This is a genomic window from Nitrospinota bacterium (assembly GCA_016235255.1).
Lineage (GTDB): Bacteria > Nitrospinota_A > UBA7883 > UBA7883 > JACRLM01 > JACRLM01.
Genome location: JACRLM010000018.1, coordinates 1 through 20151, shown reverse-complemented (window position 1 = coordinate 20151; position 20151 = coordinate 1). Strand labels below are relative to the sequence as shown.

15 protein-coding genes are annotated in these 20151 nt (G+C 57.7%); 2 read left to right on the top strand and 13 right to left on the bottom strand.

Annotation, left to right across the window (positions count from 1 at the left end; all coding sequences use genetic code 11):
- Positions 1–21: 21 nt before the first annotated feature.
- From HZB29_02115 to HZB29_02080, 8 genes are all read right to left on the bottom strand, one after another.
- Positions 22–1398, bottom strand: a complete 1377-nt coding sequence (locus HZB29_02115) for a B12-binding domain-containing radical SAM protein (GenBank protein ID MBI5814388.1) — start codon at positions 1396–1398, stop codon at positions 22–24.
- 10 nt (positions 1399–1408) lie between these two features.
- Entirely contained in the window at positions 1409–2155 is a 747-nt protein-coding gene (locus HZB29_02110) for a class I SAM-dependent methyltransferase (protein MBI5814387.1), read from the bottom strand.
- 1 nt (position 2156) lies between these two features.
- Entirely contained in the window at positions 2157–3611 is a 1455-nt protein-coding gene (locus HZB29_02105) for a radical SAM protein (GenBank protein MBI5814386.1), read from the bottom strand.
- 37 nt (positions 3612–3648) lie between these two features.
- Positions 3649–4587, bottom strand: a complete 939-nt coding sequence (locus tag HZB29_02100; protein ID MBI5814385.1) for a glycosyltransferase family 2 protein — start codon at positions 4585–4587, stop codon at positions 3649–3651.
- Between the two features lie 31 nt (positions 4588–4618).
- Positions 4619–6121: a B12-binding domain-containing radical SAM protein gene (locus HZB29_02095; GenBank protein ID MBI5814384.1), complete on the bottom strand. Its 1503-nt coding sequence runs from the start codon at positions 6119–6121 to the stop codon at positions 4619–4621.
- A gap of 5 nt (positions 6122–6126) precedes the next feature.
- A complete protein-coding gene (locus HZB29_02090) occupies positions 6127–7332 on the bottom strand; it encodes a DegT/DnrJ/EryC1/StrS family aminotransferase (GenBank protein ID MBI5814383.1) in 1206 nt (401 codons plus the stop codon).
- Complete coding sequence (locus HZB29_02085; GenBank protein ID MBI5814382.1) at positions 7251–8246, bottom strand: NAD-dependent epimerase/dehydratase family protein; 996 nt, start codon at positions 8244–8246, stop codon at positions 7251–7253. Before HZB29_02085 ends, HZB29_02090 begins: the two co-directional genes overlap by 82 nt.
- A 269-nt stretch (positions 8247–8515) precedes the next feature.
- The gene (locus HZB29_02080; GenBank protein ID MBI5814381.1) at positions 8516–10048 is read right to left on the bottom strand and encodes a hypothetical protein; all 1533 of its coding nucleotides are present in this window, start codon (positions 10046–10048) and stop codon (positions 8516–8518) included.
- A gap of 274 nt (positions 10049–10322) precedes the next feature.
- On the opposite strand from HZB29_02080, the gene ettA reads away from it, so the two are divergent.
- Both ettA and HZB29_02070 read left to right on the top strand, forming a co-directional pair.
- The gene (gene ettA / locus HZB29_02075) at positions 10323–11996 is read left to right on the top strand and encodes an energy-dependent translational throttle protein EttA (GenBank protein MBI5814380.1); all 1674 of its coding nucleotides are present in this window, start codon (positions 10323–10325) and stop codon (positions 11994–11996) included.
- 60 nt (positions 11997–12056) lie between these two features.
- A complete protein-coding gene (locus HZB29_02070) occupies positions 12057–13871 on the top strand; it encodes a KUP/HAK/KT family potassium transporter (GenBank protein MBI5814379.1) in 1815 nt (604 codons plus the stop codon).
- Between the two features lie 280 nt (positions 13872–14151).
- Here the strand turns inward: HZB29_02070 and HZB29_02065 are convergent, their stop codons facing one another.
- The 5 genes from HZB29_02065 to trxB all read right to left on the bottom strand — a co-directional run bounded on the left by HZB29_02065 (position 14152) and on the right by trxB (position 19814).
- Positions 14152–16095, bottom strand: a complete 1944-nt coding sequence (locus tag HZB29_02065; GenBank protein ID MBI5814378.1) for an ATP-binding cassette domain-containing protein — start codon at positions 16093–16095, stop codon at positions 14152–14154.
- Positions 16092–16505 (bottom strand): type II toxin-antitoxin system VapC family toxin, encoded by a 414-nt coding sequence (locus tag HZB29_02060; GenBank protein ID MBI5814377.1) that lies wholly within the window; start codon positions 16503–16505, stop codon positions 16092–16094. Before HZB29_02060 ends, HZB29_02065 begins: the two co-directional genes overlap by 4 nt.
- Entirely contained in the window at positions 16486–16728 is a 243-nt protein-coding gene (locus HZB29_02055) for an AbrB/MazE/SpoVT family DNA-binding domain-containing protein (protein MBI5814376.1), read from the bottom strand. The genes HZB29_02060 and HZB29_02055 overlap by 20 nt, the downstream gene beginning before the upstream one ends.
- A gap of 125 nt (positions 16729–16853) precedes the next feature.
- Positions 16854–18845, bottom strand: coding sequence for a class I adenylate cyclase (locus tag HZB29_02050; protein MBI5814375.1), 1992 nt, complete (start codon positions 18843–18845; stop codon positions 16854–16856).
- A gap of 33 nt (positions 18846–18878) precedes the next feature.
- On the bottom strand, positions 18879–19814 hold the full coding sequence (gene trxB / locus HZB29_02045; protein MBI5814374.1) for a thioredoxin-disulfide reductase: 936 nt from the start codon (positions 19812–19814) through the stop codon (positions 18879–18881).
- Between the last annotated feature and the right edge of the window lie 337 nt (positions 19815–20151).

Below are 20151 nucleotides of genomic sequence, written 5' to 3'. Positions count from 1 at the left end.
TTCATGGCATGAACTTGCCTTCTAAAGATAATCAGGATGGCTTTTGTCCTGGCCGCTGGAAAGGGCGAACCGCATGATGGAGGCGGCCGCCCGCAATGTCCGCACCGGCTGCCTGAAAAGGGTGCGCACGCCGGTCCTGATCCCGCTGTAGCTTGTGTAAAACGACCTGTAGAACAGACGTTCCCATTCGAGAATTTCCATCTCGCGCTTTTCATCGGCGAACCTGTGGACCCCTTCCCACGGGTCCACCGCCGCCATATCGCGCAATTCATTCTCCAACTCCGTGCCCGGGTATATCACAAGCTTGGTCACTATCACATAGTCCAGGTCGCACTTTCTGGCCATGTCCATGCTCTGCTGGACGTCTTCGATGGTCTCAAAGGGGGCGCCCAGCAGGAAAAACCCGACGGTCTCCAGCCCCGCTTTTCTGGCCAGGCGGACGGAGGAGGGGATGCGCTCCACCTTGTATCCCTTTTTGTAATAGTCGAGCACCCTCTGGGAGCCTGACTCTATCCCGATAAATATCCTGCGGCAGCCGGCCCGTTTCATTAGTTTTAAAAGTTCACCGTCCAGCGTGTCGGCCCTGCTCAAGGCCCCCCATGCAAGCTTGATCCCCCTTTGGACGATCCCTTCGCATATGGCCGCCGCCCATTTTTTGTCCGTGGTGAACGTGTCATCCAGGAACCGGACATACCTGATCCCCAGCCTTGCGATGTCCTCAAGCTCCTTTAGGACGTTCTCCACGCTGCGATTCACGGTCTTGCGTCCATAACTTCGCACGCAATAGCTGCACGGGTATGGGCAGCCCCTTGTGAACTGCGCCACCGTCAGCGGGGAGCCGAGGCCAAGCTCCCCATACGCTCCCGGTTTGATTAGATGATGGGCGGGGTGGGGGAGGCGGTTGTATTCATCTTCCGAAAGCCGCCGGCCATCCCTGTTCACCCTTTCTTTCGTGGCCAGCCCGGGCGCCGCAAGGTCACCTTTCAGATAGCCGGACAGACCTTGTTCCCCTTCGCCAAGAAGCACAAAGTCCATCCCTTTCTCAACGCATTTTTCCGGGTACATGGTGGCGTAATAGCCCATAATCCCCACCTTCGCCTCCGGCAGTTCCCCCTTCACGGCCAGCATTTCGGCGATGTCGGCGCCAAAGCACTCCAGCCCCAGAAGGCTTACCACCACGTCGGGCCTGAACGTCTTCAAAGCCGCAAGCCCGCTTGACCCGCCGAAACCTTCCGCTATGCAGTCAATGTAAACGGCCGTATGCCCTTCCGATTCGGCGTGCGCGGCCAGCCCCAGCAGTTCTATGTTCGGATAAAGGTTTTCACCCGCGTTATAGCTGCACATATAGCGCCGGATCACCGGGGTGGCGGCGGGGGGATTATAAAAGGCTATTCTCATCCGCGGCGCTTCAATTCTTGTTTACGCGAGGTTTTTCACCGGCAATCTGCAACGACAGCCCGAACGGCAGGCCAAACACGCCTGCCACGGCCGTTTCCAGCCTGAACCATCTTATCATGGCGGCGTTGAGCCATTCCGGGGCCGGTGAAAGCTCGGCCTCGGGCCGCCTGTCCAGTCCCAACAGCCCCTTTAGCCTGCGGACCACCCACACCACCGGCAAAAGCGCGCAGTATGCGTATGTGGAGCGTGTCACATTCAGCCCCGCTTTTTCAAAAATCTCCCGCATCTGCTCCATGGTGAACCTGCGGGCGCTGTGGGCCGCCAGATCATGCGCCGAAGCAAGGGAGGGGTACGCCGAGTCCACCACGACAAGCCGCCCGCCGGGGGCCAGCACCCTTGCCAATTCACGCACCGCGTCCTCCACGTCGGCGATCCCCTTGTGGTAAAGCACTTCAAAAGTTCCCACAAGGTCGAAACTGCCGTCCGCGAAAGGGAGGCTGCCTATCTCCCCCATTACAAGCGGGCCGGCAAAGCGCTTGCGCGCCATTTCAAGGGCCGGAGGGTAGGGGTCCAGCCCGGTCACCCGCCCGTACTTCGATAGATAGCCGAGCATGGAGCCGGGGCCGCATCCGGCGTCGAGCACGTTTCCTCCGGTGGACTGACCGCCCAATAGCGAGTCCAGCGAGTTGCGCCGCGCCGCGAACCACCAGTGGGACTGCTGCAGGCGGAACACCTGTTCGTAAAGAGAATGCTCCATTTCAGCCGGTCCTGATAAAGTCCACGAACGCCCGCGCCAGCGCCAGCATTTTACGGGGGCTGGCAAAGCGCTTCAGGTAACCCCATATAATCCTGGGGCGCAGATAGAATTTCCTGATTATCCCCTTGAACTCGCTTCGCAGCGTCTCCTCGTCCAGCCCGGGTGGGACATAGGCCAGCTTGAACGTGTTCATGTTCTCCCAATCGGGCAGGGGGACGCCTTGCCCGGCGAGCTGGACATAAAGCTCCGTGCCGGGGAACGGGGTGAAAAACTCCAGGCATATGTCGTCCAGCGGAAGGCCGAGGGCGGAGCGCCGGGTCTTTACCAGCGATTCGCGCGTTTCCCCCGGCAGGCCGATCATGTAATAGGCCTTCACCATCATCCCGGCCTCCTTGCTCCAGTTGACCGCCTTGTCCACCTGTTCGAGGGTGATTTTCTTTTTCAGGCTGTCCAGCAGCGTCTGTTCGCCTGTCTCTATCCCATAGGATATCTGCCAGCAGCCAGCCCTCGCCATAAGTCGCAGAAGTTCTTCGTTCACAAGGTTCACCCTGGCGTTGCACGACCATGTAAGGTCGAGCTTGCGGTCTATGAACATCTGGCAAAGCTCCCGCACGCGGGCCTTGTGCGCCACAAATGTGTCGTCGTAAAAATTTATCTCCCGTATGCCGTGGCGGGTCATCAGCAGGGTGATGATCTCCATTATCCGCTCCGCCGAGTGCATACGGATACGGTTGCCGAACACCGACTGGTCGCAGAACGTGCAGTGGCCGGGGCATCCGCGCGAAGAGACCAGCCCCATCACAGGCGACCTTTTATAATTTGTCATCGCCGGGCTGTAGTGGGCCTTAAGCTCCGGAAGCAGGTCGAAGGCCGGGATCGGCAGCTCGTCCAGATCGTCAATCGTCTTCATCCGGGGAGTCATGAGGATTTCCCCGGCGCCAAGATGCGGCGGCGCGGGGACGGCCCCTTTTCCGCCGGACAACGGGTGGTTGCGGCGCAGGATCAGCCCCCCTGCGTTCCATAACTGGCCGCCGTCCTGGTAAGCCTTGAGAAAAACAGGGAGCGACGCTTCGGCCTCGCCGGCAAAACCGACGTCAAAATTAGCATAGCGCTCAAAGGTCTCCACCGGGGAGCTTGTGACGTGGACACCCCCGAGCAGTATAACGGCGCCCGGGCGCCGTATTTTAAGTTCCGCCGCAAGCCGCGCCGCCTCGCCGATCTCCTGTGTGGTGGACGAAATGCCCACGATGTCCGGATCGAGGGCGCAGACGCGGTCCGCCGCCATCGTTGCGTCCAGCTTTTCGGCATAGGAATCTATGATGTGCGCCTGATGCCCAAGGTTGCGCGTCACCGCCGCCAGATAGCAAAGGCCCAGGGGGGGGAGCAGGCTTCCAGCCTCGGCCAGGCCGCCCCACATTTCCTTGCTCACCGGGGCCGTGCAAAATACCACTTTCATTGTATAAGCTTGGTTCAAAGCCGCGCCAGCAGGCGCGTCAAGGCTCCTTTTTTTCAGATTCGACAACTTCCCGCACGATGGACTGGGGCGCGCCGCTGTGGCTTATGAACATGCGGCCGATGTATTCTCCCATCACGCCAAGGGAAATGAGCTGCACCCCGGAAAAAAATGCCGCGAGGACCACAAGGGTGGCCCATCCGGCCGGCGCCAGCGGATCGGTGTACTTCCAGTACACAGCCACGCAGGCCATCACCATGCCGAATATGATTGTAAGGCCGCCGGACAGCGTGGCCACCCGCAGCGGCAGCACTGAAAAGTTCGTGAACATGTTCAGCCAAAGCCGGACAAGCTTGCGGAACGAATAGTTGCTCTCCCCCATAAGGCGGTCCTCATGCCTGACCATCACTTTTCCCACCTTTTTTGTCACACGGAAGATAAGCCCGTCCAGGTACGGGTAGGGGAGGTCGTACTTTATGACCTGGTCTATTGTGAAACGGTTGAGCGACTTGAAGCTGCTAAGGTAAAGGCCGGCCGGCTTGTCCAGAAGGTATGTGGCCATAAAGCCGTTGACCTTGCTGCCCAGGTTGCGTAACCAGTGGTGGCGTTTGCGCTCGTAAATACCATAGACCACGTCGTGCCCCCCTTTTTCCATCTCTTCGATCAAAAGCGACACCTCGGAAGGGGGGTTCTGGAAATCGTCGTCCATTATCACCGCCGCGTCCCCTTTGGCGTGGCGCAGCCCGGCCATGACGGCGTTGTGCTCGCCGAAATTGCGGGAAAGCTCGATGAGCCTCGTCCTGCCCGGATATTTGGCGGTTATCTCCCTGCACACACGCCCCGAGCCGTCCGGCGAACCGTCGTTTACCAGGACCACCTCGATCTGCTTTTTGATGGAAGGCTCTTCCATCAGCCGGTCCACAAGCGGCCCGATGGACAGTTCGCTCCGGTACACCGGGATAACAATGCTTATCAACATGCGCCGATTCCAGCCCTTATAAAAGATCAGTTCAGTCCACGGCCGCGGCTTTGCGTCCGCGCCCGGGGTTTGCCCCCAAAAGCTTCAAAAAGCCCCGGGCCTTGGCCTTTGCTTCATACCACGAAGTCAGCCGCAGGGCGCTTCTCATTATATACGAGGGGCGCATATAGAATTTCCTGTACGCTTCTTTCTGTGTCCTTACAAGCTCGTGGATGTCCATGTGCTCTTCCCAGTGGTCCACCATGAAGCCGGGGCGCGGATCGAGCGAAAAAGCGCTCCATCGCGAAGGATTGATAAGGCCGAGCCTGGCCGCGTCGTTGAAAAGCTCTGTGTTCGGGTACAGCGTGAGCACGGCGAACTGGGCGTAATCAGGGTCCAGGCTTATCAGGAAATCGACGTTGCGCATGATGGCGTCACGGTCTTTCTCGAAGGGGAAGCCGATCATGAAGTCGGCTATGGTCAATATGCCAAGTTTCCTGCACCAGCCGAACACTTCGCGCACCTTGGCGGTGGTCGTCTTTTTTTTGATCGCCGCAAGCCCCTCGTCCGATCCTGTCTCCACCCCGAACGATATCATCCGCAGCCCAGCTTTTTTGGCCGCCTCCAGCGATTCATATGTGACGCTGTTCACCCGCCCCCGGAAATCCCAGTGGAATTTAAGCGAGCGCTTTTCCACCTCCGCGCAGAACTCCATCACCCGGCCGGGGGTTATGTTGAAAAGGTCGTCGTAAAAATGAAGCTCCTTGTATCCTTGCGCCACGCATTGCTCCACTTCGTCCACGATGTTCCCGATGGAGCGTTTCCTGTAGCGCTTGTACGGCACGTCGCAATATGTGCAGCGGTATGGGCAGCCGCGGGAGCTTATTATCGTCGCCAGCCTGCCGGACACCCCCACGATGCTGTGGAAATCAATGTGGGCCACATGCGCCCTGGCGGGGAAGGGGAGGCTGTCTATGTCCTCTATGTACGCGGGGGGGACCATCACGTTGGTCAGAAACCTGCTGTCGCGCGAAGGCGAGGAGCGGTGGCGGATTATTGATTCGCCGGTATAGACACCGGTGATGGCCGTTATATCACGCTTGTTTTCCAGCGCGTCCACCAGCGCGGTGAAGGCCGTCTCCCCCTCGCCGACGACTATGGAGTCGAATTCCGCCAGTTGCGCCGCCTCGAATGGAAACGCGATGGGATGATGCCCGCCAAGGCAGATATGGGCGTTTGGAGCGTGCTTTCGCACAGTCCTGGCCGCCATAACCACGTCCGCCATGCTTATGGTGAAACTTGTTATCCCCACCACATCCGGCCGGGCCTCTTCCACTATTTTGCCCAGTTGGGTGTGCGGTATCTTCTCCGCGACGCAGTCCTTCAGGATTATCTCGTGCGATGGGGAGTGTTTTTCAAGGTAGGCGATGATATACAGCAAGCCCAGCGGGGGGAACACTCCGAAATCCTCCGTCTCCAGGTACGAATCACCCTTTTCGTCCGGATATTCGATGGCGGTGTTCTGCGCCGGGGGATTGATGAGAAGTATCCGCATCCGGATCAACCCTTGCCGCAAAAGGACAAAACGGCCCGGGCCACGCTTTCCGCCTGCCTGTCTGAAAGCTCTGGATACATCGGCAAAGAGAGTATCTTCCCGGCCAGAGCTTCGCTCACAGGCAGGTCGCCGGCCTTGTAACCTGCATACTCGAAAGCTTTCTGCAGATGCGCGGGTTTGGGATAATGGACCATGGTCTGGATGTTTTGCGATTTGAGACAGTCCATAAGCTCATCCCGCCGGTCGCATGTGATGACGTAAAGGTGATATACGGAGGGGGCGCCGGGAGTGTCGAGGGGAACTCCCACAAGCCCGCTTCCGCCCAGCGCATTGGCGTATATCGCCGCCAGTTCCCGCCTGCGTGCGTTCCATCTGTCCAGATGCGGCAGTTTGACGCGCAGAATGGCGGCCTGGATTTCGTCCAGCCTGCTGTTAAAGCCGAAAGTGACGTTGTTGAACCTGGACTCCTCGCCGTAATTGCGTATCATCCTGGCGCGCCGGGCGATTTCGCCGTCGTTTGTGGTCAGCATCCCGCCGTCGCCAGCGGCGCCGATGTTCTTGGTCGGGTAAAACGAGAAGCATCCGGCGGCTCCCATGCTTCCGGTCTTCTTTGCGTTGAAGGAGGCTCCGGCGGCCTGCGCCACGTCCTCCACAACAACGGCGCCGTATTTTCCCGCCATGTCAAGAATCGCGTCCATCCTCGCCGGGCGGCCATAAAGGTGCACCGGGACCACAGCCTTCACCCGGCCGCCGCTTTTTTTCAGGACATCTTCAAGCCTGGCCGGATCCATGTTCATGGTGGCCGGGTCTATGTCCGCGAAGCGCGGGACCGCCCCGGCGGCGGCTATGGCGCAGACAGTGGGGGCCGCCGTGTTCGGCGCGGTGACCACTTCGTCACCCCCTTTTATCCCGCAGGACAGCAACGCGATATGCAGGGCCTCCGTCCCCGAGCCGACGCCTATGGCGTGCGCCGCGCCGTTATATTCCGCGAACTCCCGCTCGAACGCGGCGCATTCATCACCCATGATGTAGTGCCCCTTGAGCAGGACACGGGACACCGCCGCGTCCATCTCCCCGCGCAGGGCCGCATATTGCAGGGAAAGGCCGGAAAAGGGGACAGGCTCGTTTTTCACCAGTAATGCTTTCTGTATTTGCGGTAGTATTCGATGGTGGCCGCGACGCCGTCGGCAAGCGTCGTGCGCGGGCTCCATCCGGCGACTTTCCTGATTTTCGTTATGTCGCTGTAAAAATCGCCCGGCTCGAGCTTCTCCCGCTCCTTTGAAAACGGGGCGAACTCCCATTTGCCGCCACCGGCGGCCTTCACGATGGTCTCCGCAAGCTCCTTAAAGCAACTGACATGGTCGGCGCCGAGGTTGAACGTCTCACCATACGCCTTTTCGCAGGCGGCGCACATGAGCATAGCCTCCACGGCGTCCTGGGCGTACAGGAAATCCCTTTTGATAAGCCCGTCCCCGAATACTTTAATGGTCTTCCCGTCCAGTGCCTGGCGTATGAACCAGTTGGCCACGCCGAACCTGTGATGGCGCATCTGCGCCCGTTCGCCGTAGATGTTGGTGAGCCGCAACGTGATTGATTTCACCCCGTGGTTCTCATGGTAAATCTTGAAAAGCATCTGGGCCGTCAGGCTGGACAGCTCGTAGATGCCCTTGGGGTTTATCGGGGCGTTTTCGTCCACCGGCAGGCGCGTGGCGTGGCCGTATTCACCCCTTGTGCCGGTGTACACAAGCCTGGCAGCGGGATTGTACCTGCGGCACTCCTCCAGCAGCACTGCGGCGCCCTTTATGTTGATGTCTATGTCGGAGAAGGGGTCTGTGAGGCTTTTCACATGGTCGTTCTGCCCGGCCAGGTGGAATATGAAATCCTTCCCTTCGATAAGGTATCGCGTCACGTTCGCGTCGCGGATATCGGAGAAATTGACGCGCACCGAGTCTTTCACCGGCTCGATGTTGAACAGGTTGCCACCGTGCCCTTCCAGCATGGCGTCCATCACCGTGACGTTCGCGCCGAGGCCGACAAGCTTTATAGCAAGGTTGCCGCCGAGGAACCCCAGACCTCCCGTGATCAGGACGTTTTTTCCGCGAAACGTATTTTCGATATGGGTCATCTAAAATCTTTGTTAATTAATTAGTTATCGCCGGAATGGGCATGCCCGGTTCCGCTTCGCATAATTATAGCAGAAACGGCGCTGGCGAATGCGTGGCGGTGAATTTTCGGTAGTGTCTCAGTTTGTCATGCTGGAGGCGAAGCCGAAGAATCTCCTTTACGCAAACCTTGTAATAACAAGACGAAGGAGATGCTTCGCCATGCTCAGCATGACATGTGAATTCAAACTGAGACACCACCGAATTTTCCGGTCATCGTTCCAAGAAGAGTTCATGGGGGCAGGGGCCTTGACCGGCGGCGCAAAACATTCATCAGCATCGAGACGCCCGCCACCGTTCCGATGATCCCTCCCATGAGCATTTCAGGTTCGTACACCACCCTGTAACGGTAGTCCGGGAAAGCCGTGGCCGCGGACAAGAATATCCCCGCAAGCGGGATGACGCTAATGATCGCCGCCATTGTCCTTTGCTCGCGCGAGCCGTAAAACAGGCCGATGAAGGACAAGGACCAAATCATATATATTGGCGCGAAGCCGAAAACGTTCAGGCCGTTGAGGATTGAAACGGCGCTTTCGTCCACCCTCACAGGGGCGCTGTTGGCGGCGTGGGAAAGCCCGGTGATGGCGGTGGACCCCCTGGAGCGTTTGAGCAGGTCATCAAGGTCCGATCTCATCTTGACCAGGCTCTTCATGTCATGCCAGGCCATAGTCAAATATGGCCCCGGATGGCGGAGGATCGCTTCATTGGAGGCGTTTTTTAGCACTGTCTGGTCCACCCCCAGCTTCGCCGTCACGAACCTGTTCAGCCACACTTCGTTGAACGGCTGGGCGAATGCCAGACGCTCGATGAATGCGGTGTCGCCGGCGTGCGCATCGAGAAGCTTGTTGAGCCGGCCATTTTCAATCTGCCTCATCGCTCTGAGGATAAATGAATTGGCGGGATCGGAAAGGTCCTTCCTCACCAGCGAAAAAAGCAGCCGGCTGTTTTCGCCGTTTTCCGGGTGATACATCACCGTTTCGTCCGGCGAATAATGCAGCAGGCTCCGGTTTTCCACCGCGTGCCTCTGGACAAGGCCTAATTTGGACGCGAAACCCGGGCCATCGTACGCCGATGCGATGCCGGGGTAATTGTACATATAAATGTTGCGGGCCACCCATGCGCCCGTGAGTGACAAAAGCCCGGCCAGGAACAAGGCCATATTCATAATCCGCCGCAATGGAGGATGTGGCAAAAATAAAGGGGCGCAGGCCAGCGGGATCAAAATAAATCCCGTGGGCCGCGAAAGTATGGCTATTCCGGCGGCGGTTCCGGCGATAAACCAAAGCAAGGCCGACAGCGCATGGCCGGCGTGGTCATATGTGGTTGCCCACTTGATCGCCGCAAGGAAAAGGAGAATGGACCATGCGAAAATTGAGTCGCTGTTGAATACGTGAAACAGGAAGTGAAAGGGGACGATAAGCGCGTATCCCACCACCGACAGAAGGCTGGCCAGCTCACCCCAGGATTCCGCGATGTACTTCACGAACAGGGCCCCGGTGATGGCGAGGGTCATTAGAAACGCCTGCGCGAGCCATGCCCCGCCGAGCATAAGCGGGATACCGTGAAGCACGGGGGCCACGGGAGGCAGAAAATAGGGGGCTTCCGCGGATGCGCCGCCGAAATAACTGTTGAACGTATTGATCCACGGGACACCGTCCGAGGCGAAATTATAGGAAACGGCCGAACTTATTAGAAGGTGAAGCCCCAGAACCAGGATGACGCCGACCAGGGAAATAATATTTTTTGCGTTACGAATATGATTCACGTTTTGTCCTTTAAGTGATTGAAAGATTATCACAAAATGTTTCGAATAAAAAGCTGCGCCAGCCCGCGCCTGCATTACAGCGCAAGCGAATCATCGAATGAACGCATAGTCCGCGTCGAGCGTCGCGATTGGCGCTTTCGTATCGCCGGATCATGGCAAATAAAAATTGTCCGCATTTTACCCCCGGAACGGTTAAAATTGTCCCTTCCAAGGCTCCCGCCCGGAACAAGTGGTATGGGAGCTTAAAATTTTATGGAGGTCTGAAAATCACCATATGGCGGGAGAATATATATTCACCATAAGCCAGCTTACGAAGGCTTATGGTCAGAAGAAGGTGCTGGAGAACATCAACCTTTGCTTCTATCACGGGGCGAAGATCGGCATCGTGGGGGAGAACGGCTCCGGAAAGTCCACCATTCTAAAGATAATGGCGGGGGTGGACACCAATTTCACCGGCATGGCCGAGCCGATGAAGGGGATACGCATAGGCTACCTTCCGCAGGAGCCCAGGCTCGATCCGAAGAAGAACGTGCGGGGGAACATCGAGGAGGCGTTCACGGAGATCAAGGGGCTCATCGCCGAATACGAGGCGCTGAGCGCGAAAATGGGCGAGCCTATGGGCGACGACGAGATGGAAAAAGCGCTGGAGAAGATGGGAAAGCTCCAGGACAGGATAGACGCGGTGAGCGGATGGGAGCTTGACCGTCAGGTGGAAGTGGCCATGGACGCCATGGTGCTGCCCCCCGACGACATGGACGTTACAAAACTTTCCGGCGGCGAATCGCGCCGGGTGGCCATGTGCCAGCTGCTTTTGCGGAAGCCGGACATACTGCTGCTCGACGAGCCGACCAACCATCTGGACGCGGAGACCGTGGAATGGCTGGAGACGGCGTTGCGCGAATATCCCGGCAACGTGATAGTGGTGACCCATGACAGGTATTTCCTGGACAACATCACAAAATGGATACTGGAGCTGGACAACGCCAGGGGGATACCATTCGAGGGGAACTATTCGGCGTGGCTGGAGCAGAAGTCGGCCCGGATGGCCCAGGCGGACAAGCAGGTGGCCAGCCTTAGAAAGCACATGGCCGCCGAGCTTGAGTGGATACGCTCCGCCCCCGGAGCCCGGCGCACAAAGAGCAAGGCCCGCGTGAAGGAGTATGACAAGCTGGCCGCCTCGTCCAAACAGGTGGACGCAAACTCGCTGGACATCCAGATAGCCCCCGGCCCGCAGCTTGGCGGCGATGTTGTCGAATTTTGCAACGTGAACAAGTCGTATGGGAACAACGAGCTTGTCAGCGGCCTGAACTTCATAGTGCCGCGCGGGGCCATCGTTGGTATCATCGGGCCCAACGGGGTGGGGAAGACGACGCTGTTCCGCATGATAATGGGGCAGGAGACCCCCGACTCCGGCGAGATCAAGATCGGCAAGACCGTGGCGCTGTCATACGTGGACCAGACCCGCGACGCGCTGGACGGGAAGAACACCGTGTTCACGGAGATCACCGGCGGGGCGGACAACATAGAGATCGCGGGCCGCTCCATCAACGCGCGCGCCTACGTTTCGCGTTTTAACTTCAAGGGGCCAGACCAGCAGAAAAAAGTGGCGGACATCTCCGGCGGCGAGCGCAACCGGGTGCATCTTGCCAAGCTTTTGAAACGCGGCGGCAACGTGCTGCTTCTCGACGAACCGACAAACGACCTGGACGTGGCCACCCTGCGCGCCTTGGAGGACGCCATCATGGAGTTCTCCGGCTGCGTGATGGTGATAAGCCACGACCGGTTCTTCCTGGACAGGATATGCACCCATCTTCTGGTGTTCGAGGGGGATTCGAAGGTGCGCTGGTTCGAGGGGAACTTCGCTGAATACGAGGAGTTCCACAAAAAGGAGCTCGGCGGGCGCGAGGAGAACCGGCGGAGCAAGTACAAGAAGCTTACCATCGCGTGATGGGGACGGCTGGAAAAATGCGTTCATCATGCCCGGCGAAAGCGCACCAAGGCGCGTTCCATGTCTAAAGACAACCAGTCGTTCAAGGGGGTCATAGAATCGTTCGGGCTGGTGTTCGGTGACATCGGCACAAGCCCGATCTACACCCTCACGGTGATAATCCTGCTGTTAAAGCCCACTGCGGCCAACATCCTGGGCGTGCTGTCGCTTATCACATGGACGATGACCATACTGGTGAGCATGCAGTATGCGTGGCTTGCCATGAGCCTTTCCCGCAAGGGGGAAGGGGGCGCCATCGTGCTAAAGGAAATCCTCGTCTCGCTTCTAAAGACCGGCAGGAGCGCCGCCGTTATCGGGTTCCTTTCGTTCATAAGCGTGTCGCTGATGATAGGCGACGGCGTTATCACCCCGGCTATCTCCATTTTGTCGGCGGTGGAAGGTCTCCGGCTGATCCCGATGTTCGAGGACATCGGCCAGGAGAAGATCGTGCTGGCCTCCATGTCCATCGCAGTGGCGCTTTTCACCATACAAAGACGCGGGACGGACAAGATTGCGGGGGCCTTCGGGCCGGTGATGGTGGTGTGGTTCCTGGCGCTGTCGGTGTCGGGAGTCGTCTCCATCACGCAATATCCGCAGGTGTTAAAGGCGGTCAATCCATATTACGCGGTGGACTTCCTTTCCCATCACGGGCTGGCGGGCTTTTTCATCCTGTCGGAGGTGATATTGTGCGCCACAGGGGGCGAGGCGCTGTACGCCGACATGGGGCACATCGGGGCAAAGCCGATCATCCGCGCCTGGTTCTTCGTTTTTATCGCGTTGTTGCTAAGCTATCTGGGGCAGGGGGCGCACGTGATCACCCACCCGGAGGCGAAGAACGTGCTGTTTGAAATGGTCAACCATCAGTCCGCATGGCTGTACATACCGTTCCTCATGGTCAGCGTGATGGCGACGATCATCGCGTCCCAGGCGATGATAAGCGGCATGTTCTCCATCGTCTATCAGGGGATATCCATAAACATGTTCCCCCGGATGAAGGTGGACTTCACTTCCAGCCGGCTCCGTTCGCAGATATACATCGGGTTCGTAAACTGGTTCCTGCTTTTGTCGGTGCTGTTCGTGATGAACTGGTTTGGCGAGTCGTCCAAGCTGGCGGCGGCGTATGGCATGGCGGTCACCGGGGCGATGACCATCACCGGGATCATGATGACGTGGATATTCTGGTTGAACGGCTCCAAAGGCAAGTCCGCCATCGCGTTCACCGTGGCGCTGGTGGACCTTGCGTACCTGCTGGCCTGCGCGTACAAGATACCCCACGGCGGCTACTGGTCTTTCATCATCGCGTCGGCGCCGTTGTTCGTGATTTTGATATTCAAGTTCGGACAGGAGCGGCTGTACAGGGCGTTGCGGCCGATAGACATGGACCTTTTCGTGGAGCAGTTCAAGTACATCTATGAGAGCCAGAGCAGGATCAAGGGGACGGCCCTTTATTTCATCCGCGGGGTGAACAAGGTTCCGCCGTACATCGCCCACTGCATGTTCAAGAACGGGATACTGTACGAGGACAACGTTTTCGTGTCGCTCACTGTGCTGGACATACCGTTCGGGGTGGAGGCTTATTTCCGCTCCAACCCCACCGAGGGCCTGAGGATATTCGAGATACATCTTGGATACCAGGAAGTGATGGAGATGGAGACGATCCTGCGCGAGGCGGGGATAAAGGAGAAGACGATTTTCTACGGGGTGGAGGAGATCGTCACCACGAATTTCTTCTGGAAGACTTTTTCGGTGATAAAGAGCCTGTCGCCGCCATTCGTGCAGTTTTACAAACTGCCGTCCAACAGGCTGCACGGGGTGGTCACAAGGGTGGAGATGTGATCATTTTTCCCGCCTTTACAAGGAGGGGTGGCGGCGCCAGCCGCCGGGGTGGTAAACGATTTAACGTTTCCCCGTGGTCGCCCGACCACGGATTATCTTAAGCCGCGAAACGAACGCTGTCCGGGGTGTTCTTCACCCCGGACTCTATGTTTATAAGAGTGCTAAACTCTTGACTTTGGGACATCGGGGTGAAGAACACCCCGATGAGCATTTGGGCAACAGCCCGAGGCGACCACGGGGAAGCAAGCATTTGGGCAACAGCCCGGCCCGACCACGGAATTCAGCTCCCCGTCTTGATCGTCTCCATCTTTTCCGCCGTCCGCTCCCATTCCGCCGTGAGCTTTTTGTTCTTTTCTCCGGCTTCGGCGATCTGAGCGGCGGTGTCGCGGGCTTTGGCCGGGTCGGTGTAAACGGCGGGGTCGGCAAGGGCCGCTTCCAACTGGACGATCTTCTCCTCGCATCCGGCGATATCGCGTTCCAGACGTTCCAGCGTTTTTTTCATCGGCCCGATGCGCGCGCCGATCTCCTCCCGCGCCTTGGCCGATTCGCGCCGGATATCTTTCTGCGTGCTCTTTTGTTTGCCGTCGGCCGCGTTGGCTGTCTCATCCTTCTTCGGCGGGACGGCCGGTTCGGCCCGCTTGGCCTCGTAGTATGAATAACCGCCGGGATACTCTGTCAGCAAACCGTTTTCCACATGCACTATCTTGTTGGCCACCGAGCTTATGAACGCCCTGTCGTGTGAGATCATCACGATGCACCCGGGGTAATTGACCAGCGCGTCCTCCAGCGCCTCGCGGCTTTTTATGTCCAGATGGTTCGTCGGCTCGTCGAGCAGCAGAAGGTTCGTGGGGGTGAGGGCGAGCTTGGCCAGCGCCACCCGCGCCTTTTCACCGCCGGACAAAAGCCGGATGGGCTTGAAAACGTCGTCCCCCCGGAATAGGAACGCGCCAAGGCATGTGCGCGCCAGGGGTATGGAGTCCAGCGGGATGTTGTCCGTCACCTCGTCTAGCACCGTCTTGTTTATGTCCAGCGCCTCCATCTGGTGCTGGGCGTAATGGCGCATGGAGACGTTCTGGCCCATGACGATCCTGCCGTCCAAAATCGGGACGATCCCGGCCAGTATCTTTATCATCGTGGACTTTCCCGAGCCGTTATGCCCCGCCAGCGCAACACGCTCCCCGCGCCGCAACGTGAAGTTCAGGCAGTCATAAACGATCTTGTTCCCATAACCCTGCCGCACGTCCACAAGCTCCACAACGTTTTTCCCGATCCGCCCCGCTTCCATGAACGAAAATCCGATGGAACGGGTGCGCCCCATAACTTCCACCCGCTCGATTTTCTCCAGCGCCTTTATCCTGCTTTGGACCAAAGTGGCCTTGGTGTTCTTCGCCCGGAACCGCTCGATGAATTTTTCCTGCCTTGCGATCTCTTTTTCCTGCCGCGCAGCCTTGTTCTCCAGTATCTCCGCCCGGGCCGCCTTTTCCTCCACATACTTGTCGTAAGGGTACGGATATACCGTCATTTTGCCCAATTCCAGCTCGGCGATGGCGTTTGTGAGCCGGTTCATGAAATACCTGTCGTGGCTTATCAGCACGATGGAGCCTTTGTACGCCTTCAAAAAACCTTCCAGCCACACGGTGGATTCCAGGTCCAGGTGGTTCGTAGGCTCGTCGAGCAGCAATATGTCCGGCCCGGCAAGCAGCAGGCGCGCAAGCTGGGCGCGGGTACGCCATCCGCCGGAAAACCCGGTCAACGTCTTGTGAAAATCGCTTTCCTCAAAACCCATGCCTCGCAGGATTCCCTTCGCCTCCGCCTCCACGGCGTAGCCGCCAAGGATCTCGAATTTTTCCTGCGCGTCGTGCAGATCGTGGGCCAGGGCGATGGCCTCGTCGGGCGTGGCGTGATGGATTTTGTCCGTCAGACGTTCGATTTCCAGTTCAAGATCGCGCAGGTCCCGCCTGCCGCCAAGGGTCTCCGCCAGGAGAGGCCCGTCGGCGAAATCCTCCATTTCCTGGAAAAGGTGGCCGATGGTGAGCCCCTTTTTGCGTGAAAATTCACCGGCTCCTGCCTTGTCCACCCCGGCGAGGATCTTCAGCAGGGTGGTCTTTCCCGCGCCGTTCTCGCCAACCAGCCCCACCCGGTCCCCTTGTTTTATCCGCCAGTTCACGTCCGAGAACAGAACGCGGCTTCCAAACGACTTTTCGATGCCCTGCAACTGGATCATAAGATCGGGGCCACTTTTATTATATCCCCGACGTTTTGAAATTCAGGATCGCCGGTCATCACCGGGAGGTCCATGTCCTTGGCGAGTTCTATGCAGAAGGCGTCGGCGTAGGACACCGGATATTTCGCCTTTATTACGGAGGCTTCCTCCACCCTCCTGTCGTTGACAGGGACCACATTAAGGGGGAACAACCCTCTCTTGAGGTCTTCCCGGAATCCCACGGCTATCGGGGCGCCCAGGTATTTGTATAGTTTATAGAACACTTCGCCTTCGTTCATCTTGCTCATGTAAAGCTTGATCCGGCCTTTCTCCGCGTCTTCAAGGCGCTTGATGACGGCCTCCTTCTCTGATTTTCTTTTCCTGTCAAACAGGCAAAGCAGGGCATAGCTGTCAAGGATAAACATCTTCATCCGCTTTTTCCTTTTTCCTGTCACGCAGGTGCGAGTCCACTATCCCTTCACCGATCCCGGCGTAGTCCCGCCATTTCCTGGCCTTGAACCTCCTCACAGGCTTCAGGATGATCGTCTCCCCGGAGACTTCCACCTCAAGTTCGTCCCCCTTGTCCAGATGGATCGAGTCCCGTATTTTTTTCGGGATGACAACCTGCCCTCGTTCGCTAACAAGCGTCTTCATAGTCTTACCTTGTCCAATAAATACGAAATATCATTTATTATCTTATTTATACATATCATTCTTATGGATGGTTGTCAAATGGACCCGGGCAGATGGCTTGGGGCGCTGGGGGTATTCCCGCCGCCCTAGCTTAACGAAAGCGCCTTGCGCTTGAGCGGCGTGAACTTCTGCGAAATGAAATCGGTGATCTGCCGTTTCAGCCGCACCTGGTTCTCGCCGGGCGGGACGTATATGTCAAACTTCGCCGAATCGCTCACGAAGAAGTCCGGCGGCGTGTCGTTTAAAAGCTCCAGAAGGCGCAGAAGGCCGCTGTGGTGGCCGAGGGTCTCGCAATAATACTCGCCCCAACTCGTATAATGCACAAGCTGAATGGTGTCTATATCCTTTTTCCACCTGTCGGTGAGCAGGTTGACCACCAGTAGAATCTTGCGCACCTTCGCCTTGGCCATCAGCTCTTCCTTCTTCAGGTCGGCCAGGGCCACATAGGGGAACAGGGTGGTCATCTTTTCTATTATCGTCTGGATGTCCTTGAGCGACACCGGGGTCTGGTTCGGTATGAAATACAGGAACGAGTTCTTGTGGAATATCCGGTTGTGCACAAGCCACATCGCCAGCTCCACAGGGTCGGCGCCTTTGTTCAGGTACAGGTGGTCTATGGACATCCCCTTGGCGGCCATGCTGGTTATGTTGTCCTTGTACACTCCCCACACAGGTTTGCTCCCCCGCTTTATCGCCGCAGCGAAGGAGATGGCCTCAAGATGGGTCGCCTCGTCCTTCACCCTTTTGAGATACTCGATTTTCCCCGGCTTTTTGGAGTATATGGCGAAAAGCTTGCGGCCGAGCACCGTCAGGTCCGTGTCCGTGATGATGTGCTTTACGTTGGGCTGGGTGGATATCCTGTCGGTGAGGTTTTTGTACACTTCCAGCATAAAGCCGTGGAGCGAAGAGGCCAGCTTGGCGGAACTTTGGAAGTCCCAGTTCTTAAAGCCCCCCATTTCCGCTATTGTGCCCCTGTCCCACGCCCATTTTTTGATGCACTGGGCCATTAGCCGGTCCTTGAAGGTCCCCGCTCCCTGCGCGGCGCTGTTGGCGTTCTCGAAACACTTCAGGAAAAAGCACTTTTCAAGGCTGGCAAGGGCCGCCTTCCTGTCCCACTCCATGTAGAACCTGTATATCCGCTCGAACATCAAAAGGTACGGGTCCGTCAGGTCCTCGCTATCGTGCCCATCGTGAACAAGCTTTTTGAGCGTGTCGCAAAGAAGCTCCGCGCCGCCGCCGGCCATTATGAAGCTTTCCATCAGCGCCATTTTCAAAGCGGACTTGTGGGGGCTTATCATCGCCTTGTTAAACTGCCAGAGCAACGCCCCGAAAAGCTCGCCCAGCGGGATGGGGGAGGTGTTCCCCAGGTCCACCACGTCATTTTCAGCCACGTCACCGCCGTGGATCATCGCCTTTTTATGGACCTCATACGCCGCCGGGTCCATCCCCGGAGGCAACACCCACCATAGCGGGTCTTTCCCGGCCACCATTATGGCGGTCCTGTAAAATTCCTCCTTGAGTAATAGCGCCTGGGACGATCCGGACGATTCCTTGTCCGTCGCCCCGAAATCGTTGGCCTTCGCCTTGTTCACGTCGGTGATGAAGAAATGGGCCTCCATTTTCTGTTCCACCGCCCATTTCTCGATGGCGGCGATTTTCATCCCCAGCGTGGTCTTGTCCTGCGCGGAAAGCTTCGTCTCGTCCACCACCACCCAATAGTCGAAGTCGGACAGCTTCGTCTGGGCCACCGTGCCGATGGAGCCCATGATAAGCAGCGATTCGATGGCCAGTTTCCCCCTGGTCCTCTGGGCCTCCACGGTCCTGAACGAATAGTTGGGGAAATAGCGGCGCAACACCTTTTCCTCTTCCTCGCCGGGGGTGTAAAGGTATATCCCGGTCACCGCCTCGCCGTTGGCTATGTAGCCGGGAAGGGAAGGGTGGTTCGTATGGAGAAGGTACGGCACCGCGAAAAAGGCGAGCCTTCCCTGCTCAGGGTTGATTTCCAGGGCCCTTTTGATCCTGATGGCGTTATAGGTCCGCCACGTCTTCAGGTTCCGTCCGTAATCAGGCTCGCTCACCGCTGAAATCCAACCGGGTTATGTGACAAGAATCTATGCCGGCGCCTTGCCATAGGCGCGCCCTTCAAGCTCGGAAACGTATTCTTCCGCTTTCATCGCGGCGATGGCGCCGTCGCCCACGGCGGTGGCCACCTGGCGCAGCTCGGTGACGCGGCAGTCCCCCACGGCGAAAACGCCGGGTATGGAAGTCCTCATCGCCGCGTCGGTCTTTATGAAACCTTGCGCGTCCTTTTCGCAGTCCACAAATCCGGTGTTCGGTGTGATGCCGGTGAAAACGAAAATGCCGTCCACCTTAAGGTCGCGCGCCTGGCCGGTCTCCACGTTCTTCACGCGAAGGCCGGTTATCCCGGACTGGTCGCCAAGGGCTTCCACGGCGGTGTGCTTCCACAGGAATTCGATGTTCTCCCGCTGCATCACCCGTTCCTGCTGGATTTTCTCCGCCCGGAACCTGTCCCGCCTGTGGATGTGGTAAATCTTCGAGACGATGCGGGAAAGGTATATGGACTCCTTCACCGCCGTGTCCCCTCCGCCGATCACCGCGATGGGCTTGTTCTTGTAAAACGGCCCGTCGCAGGTGCCGCAGGTGGATATCCCGCGCCCGGTGAATTCTTCCTCGCCGGTAAAGCCGAGCTTTTTTGGCTCCGCCCCGGTGCATATGATCACAGACTTGGTCTCTATGGCGCCTTCGCTTGTCTCCAGCACCCTGGTGTCGCCCGAAACGGTGATCTTGTCCACCTGGGCGAACTTGATCTCCACCCCCAGTCCGCGGGCATGGTCCTCGAAATGCTTCATAAGGGCTCCGCCGGAAAGGGAAGGGAAGCCAGGATAGTTCTCTATTATGTCCGAAAGAGCAATCTGCCCCCCCACGCCCAGCTTTTCGAGCACAAGGGTGTTCAACCGGGCGCGTGTGGCGTATATGGCGGCGGTCATGCCCCCCGGCCCGCCGCCGATTATCACGCAATCGTACATTTTGTTACGCTCCAGCAAGTTGAGGCCATCGTCACGCCGCGTTACCACCAAACTTTAAAGGATACAGCCAGCCCACTGCCTGCGGCAACCCCAAAAGCGCTTAAGGCAACGCTTTCCTGTCATTCTGAGCGCCAGCGAAGAATCTCCTTTAATCAAACATCCATAAAACAGGAAAATGGAGATGTTTCGCTCCGCTCGAAAGTGTCCTAAACTTAGTTGAAACGAAGGTATGACCTCACCTGCTACCATGTTTTTGAACGAAAACAACGGAAAGCAAGGAGGTCACATGAAAAGAGTAAACGGTAACGGGAAAACTGGCAAGGGAAGAATGGATTTC

Coding starts and splice junctions, on each gene's coding strand:
- HZB29_02115 (MBI5814388.1), bottom strand. CDS start 1,398: ATGAGAATAGCCTTTTATAATCCCCCCGCCGCCACCCCGGTGATCCGG.
- HZB29_02105 (MBI5814386.1), bottom strand. CDS start 3,611: ATGAAAGTGGTATTTTGCACGGCCCCGGTGAGCAAGGAAATGTGGGGC.
- HZB29_02060 (MBI5814377.1), bottom strand. CDS start 16,505: ATGAAGATGTTTATCCTTGACAGCTATGCCCTGCTTTGCCTGTTTGAC.
- HZB29_02085 (MBI5814382.1), bottom strand. CDS start 8,246: ATGACCCATATCGAAAATACGTTTCGCGGAAAAAACGTCCTGATCACG.
- HZB29_02055 (MBI5814376.1), bottom strand. CDS start 16,728: ATGAAGACGCTTGTTAGCGAACGAGGGCAGGTTGTCATCCCGAAAAAA.
- HZB29_02065 (MBI5814378.1), bottom strand. CDS start 16,095: ATGATCCAGTTGCAGGGCATCGAAAAGTCGTTTGGAAGCCGCGTTCTG.
- trxB (MBI5814374.1), bottom strand. CDS start 19,814: ATGTACGATTGCGTGATAATCGGCGGCGGGCCGGGGGGCATGACCGCC.
- HZB29_02095 (MBI5814384.1), bottom strand. CDS start 6,121: ATGCGGATACTTCTCATCAATCCCCCGGCGCAGAACACCGCCATCGAA.
- HZB29_02090 (MBI5814383.1), bottom strand. CDS start 7,332: ATGGAGCCCGCGCACGACGCTTGCCGACGGCGTCGCGGCCACCATCGA.
- HZB29_02110 (MBI5814387.1), bottom strand. CDS start 2,155: ATGGAGCATTCTCTTTACGAACAGGTGTTCCGCCTGCAGCAGTCCCAC.
- HZB29_02100 (MBI5814385.1), bottom strand. CDS start 4,587: ATGTTGATAAGCATTGTTATCCCGGTGTACCGGAGCGAACTGTCCATC.
- ettA (MBI5814380.1), top strand. CDS start 10,323: ATGGCGGGAGAATATATATTCACCATAAGCCAGCTTACGAAGGCTTAT.
- HZB29_02070 (MBI5814379.1), top strand. CDS start 12,057: ATGTCTAAAGACAACCAGTCGTTCAAGGGGGTCATAGAATCGTTCGGG.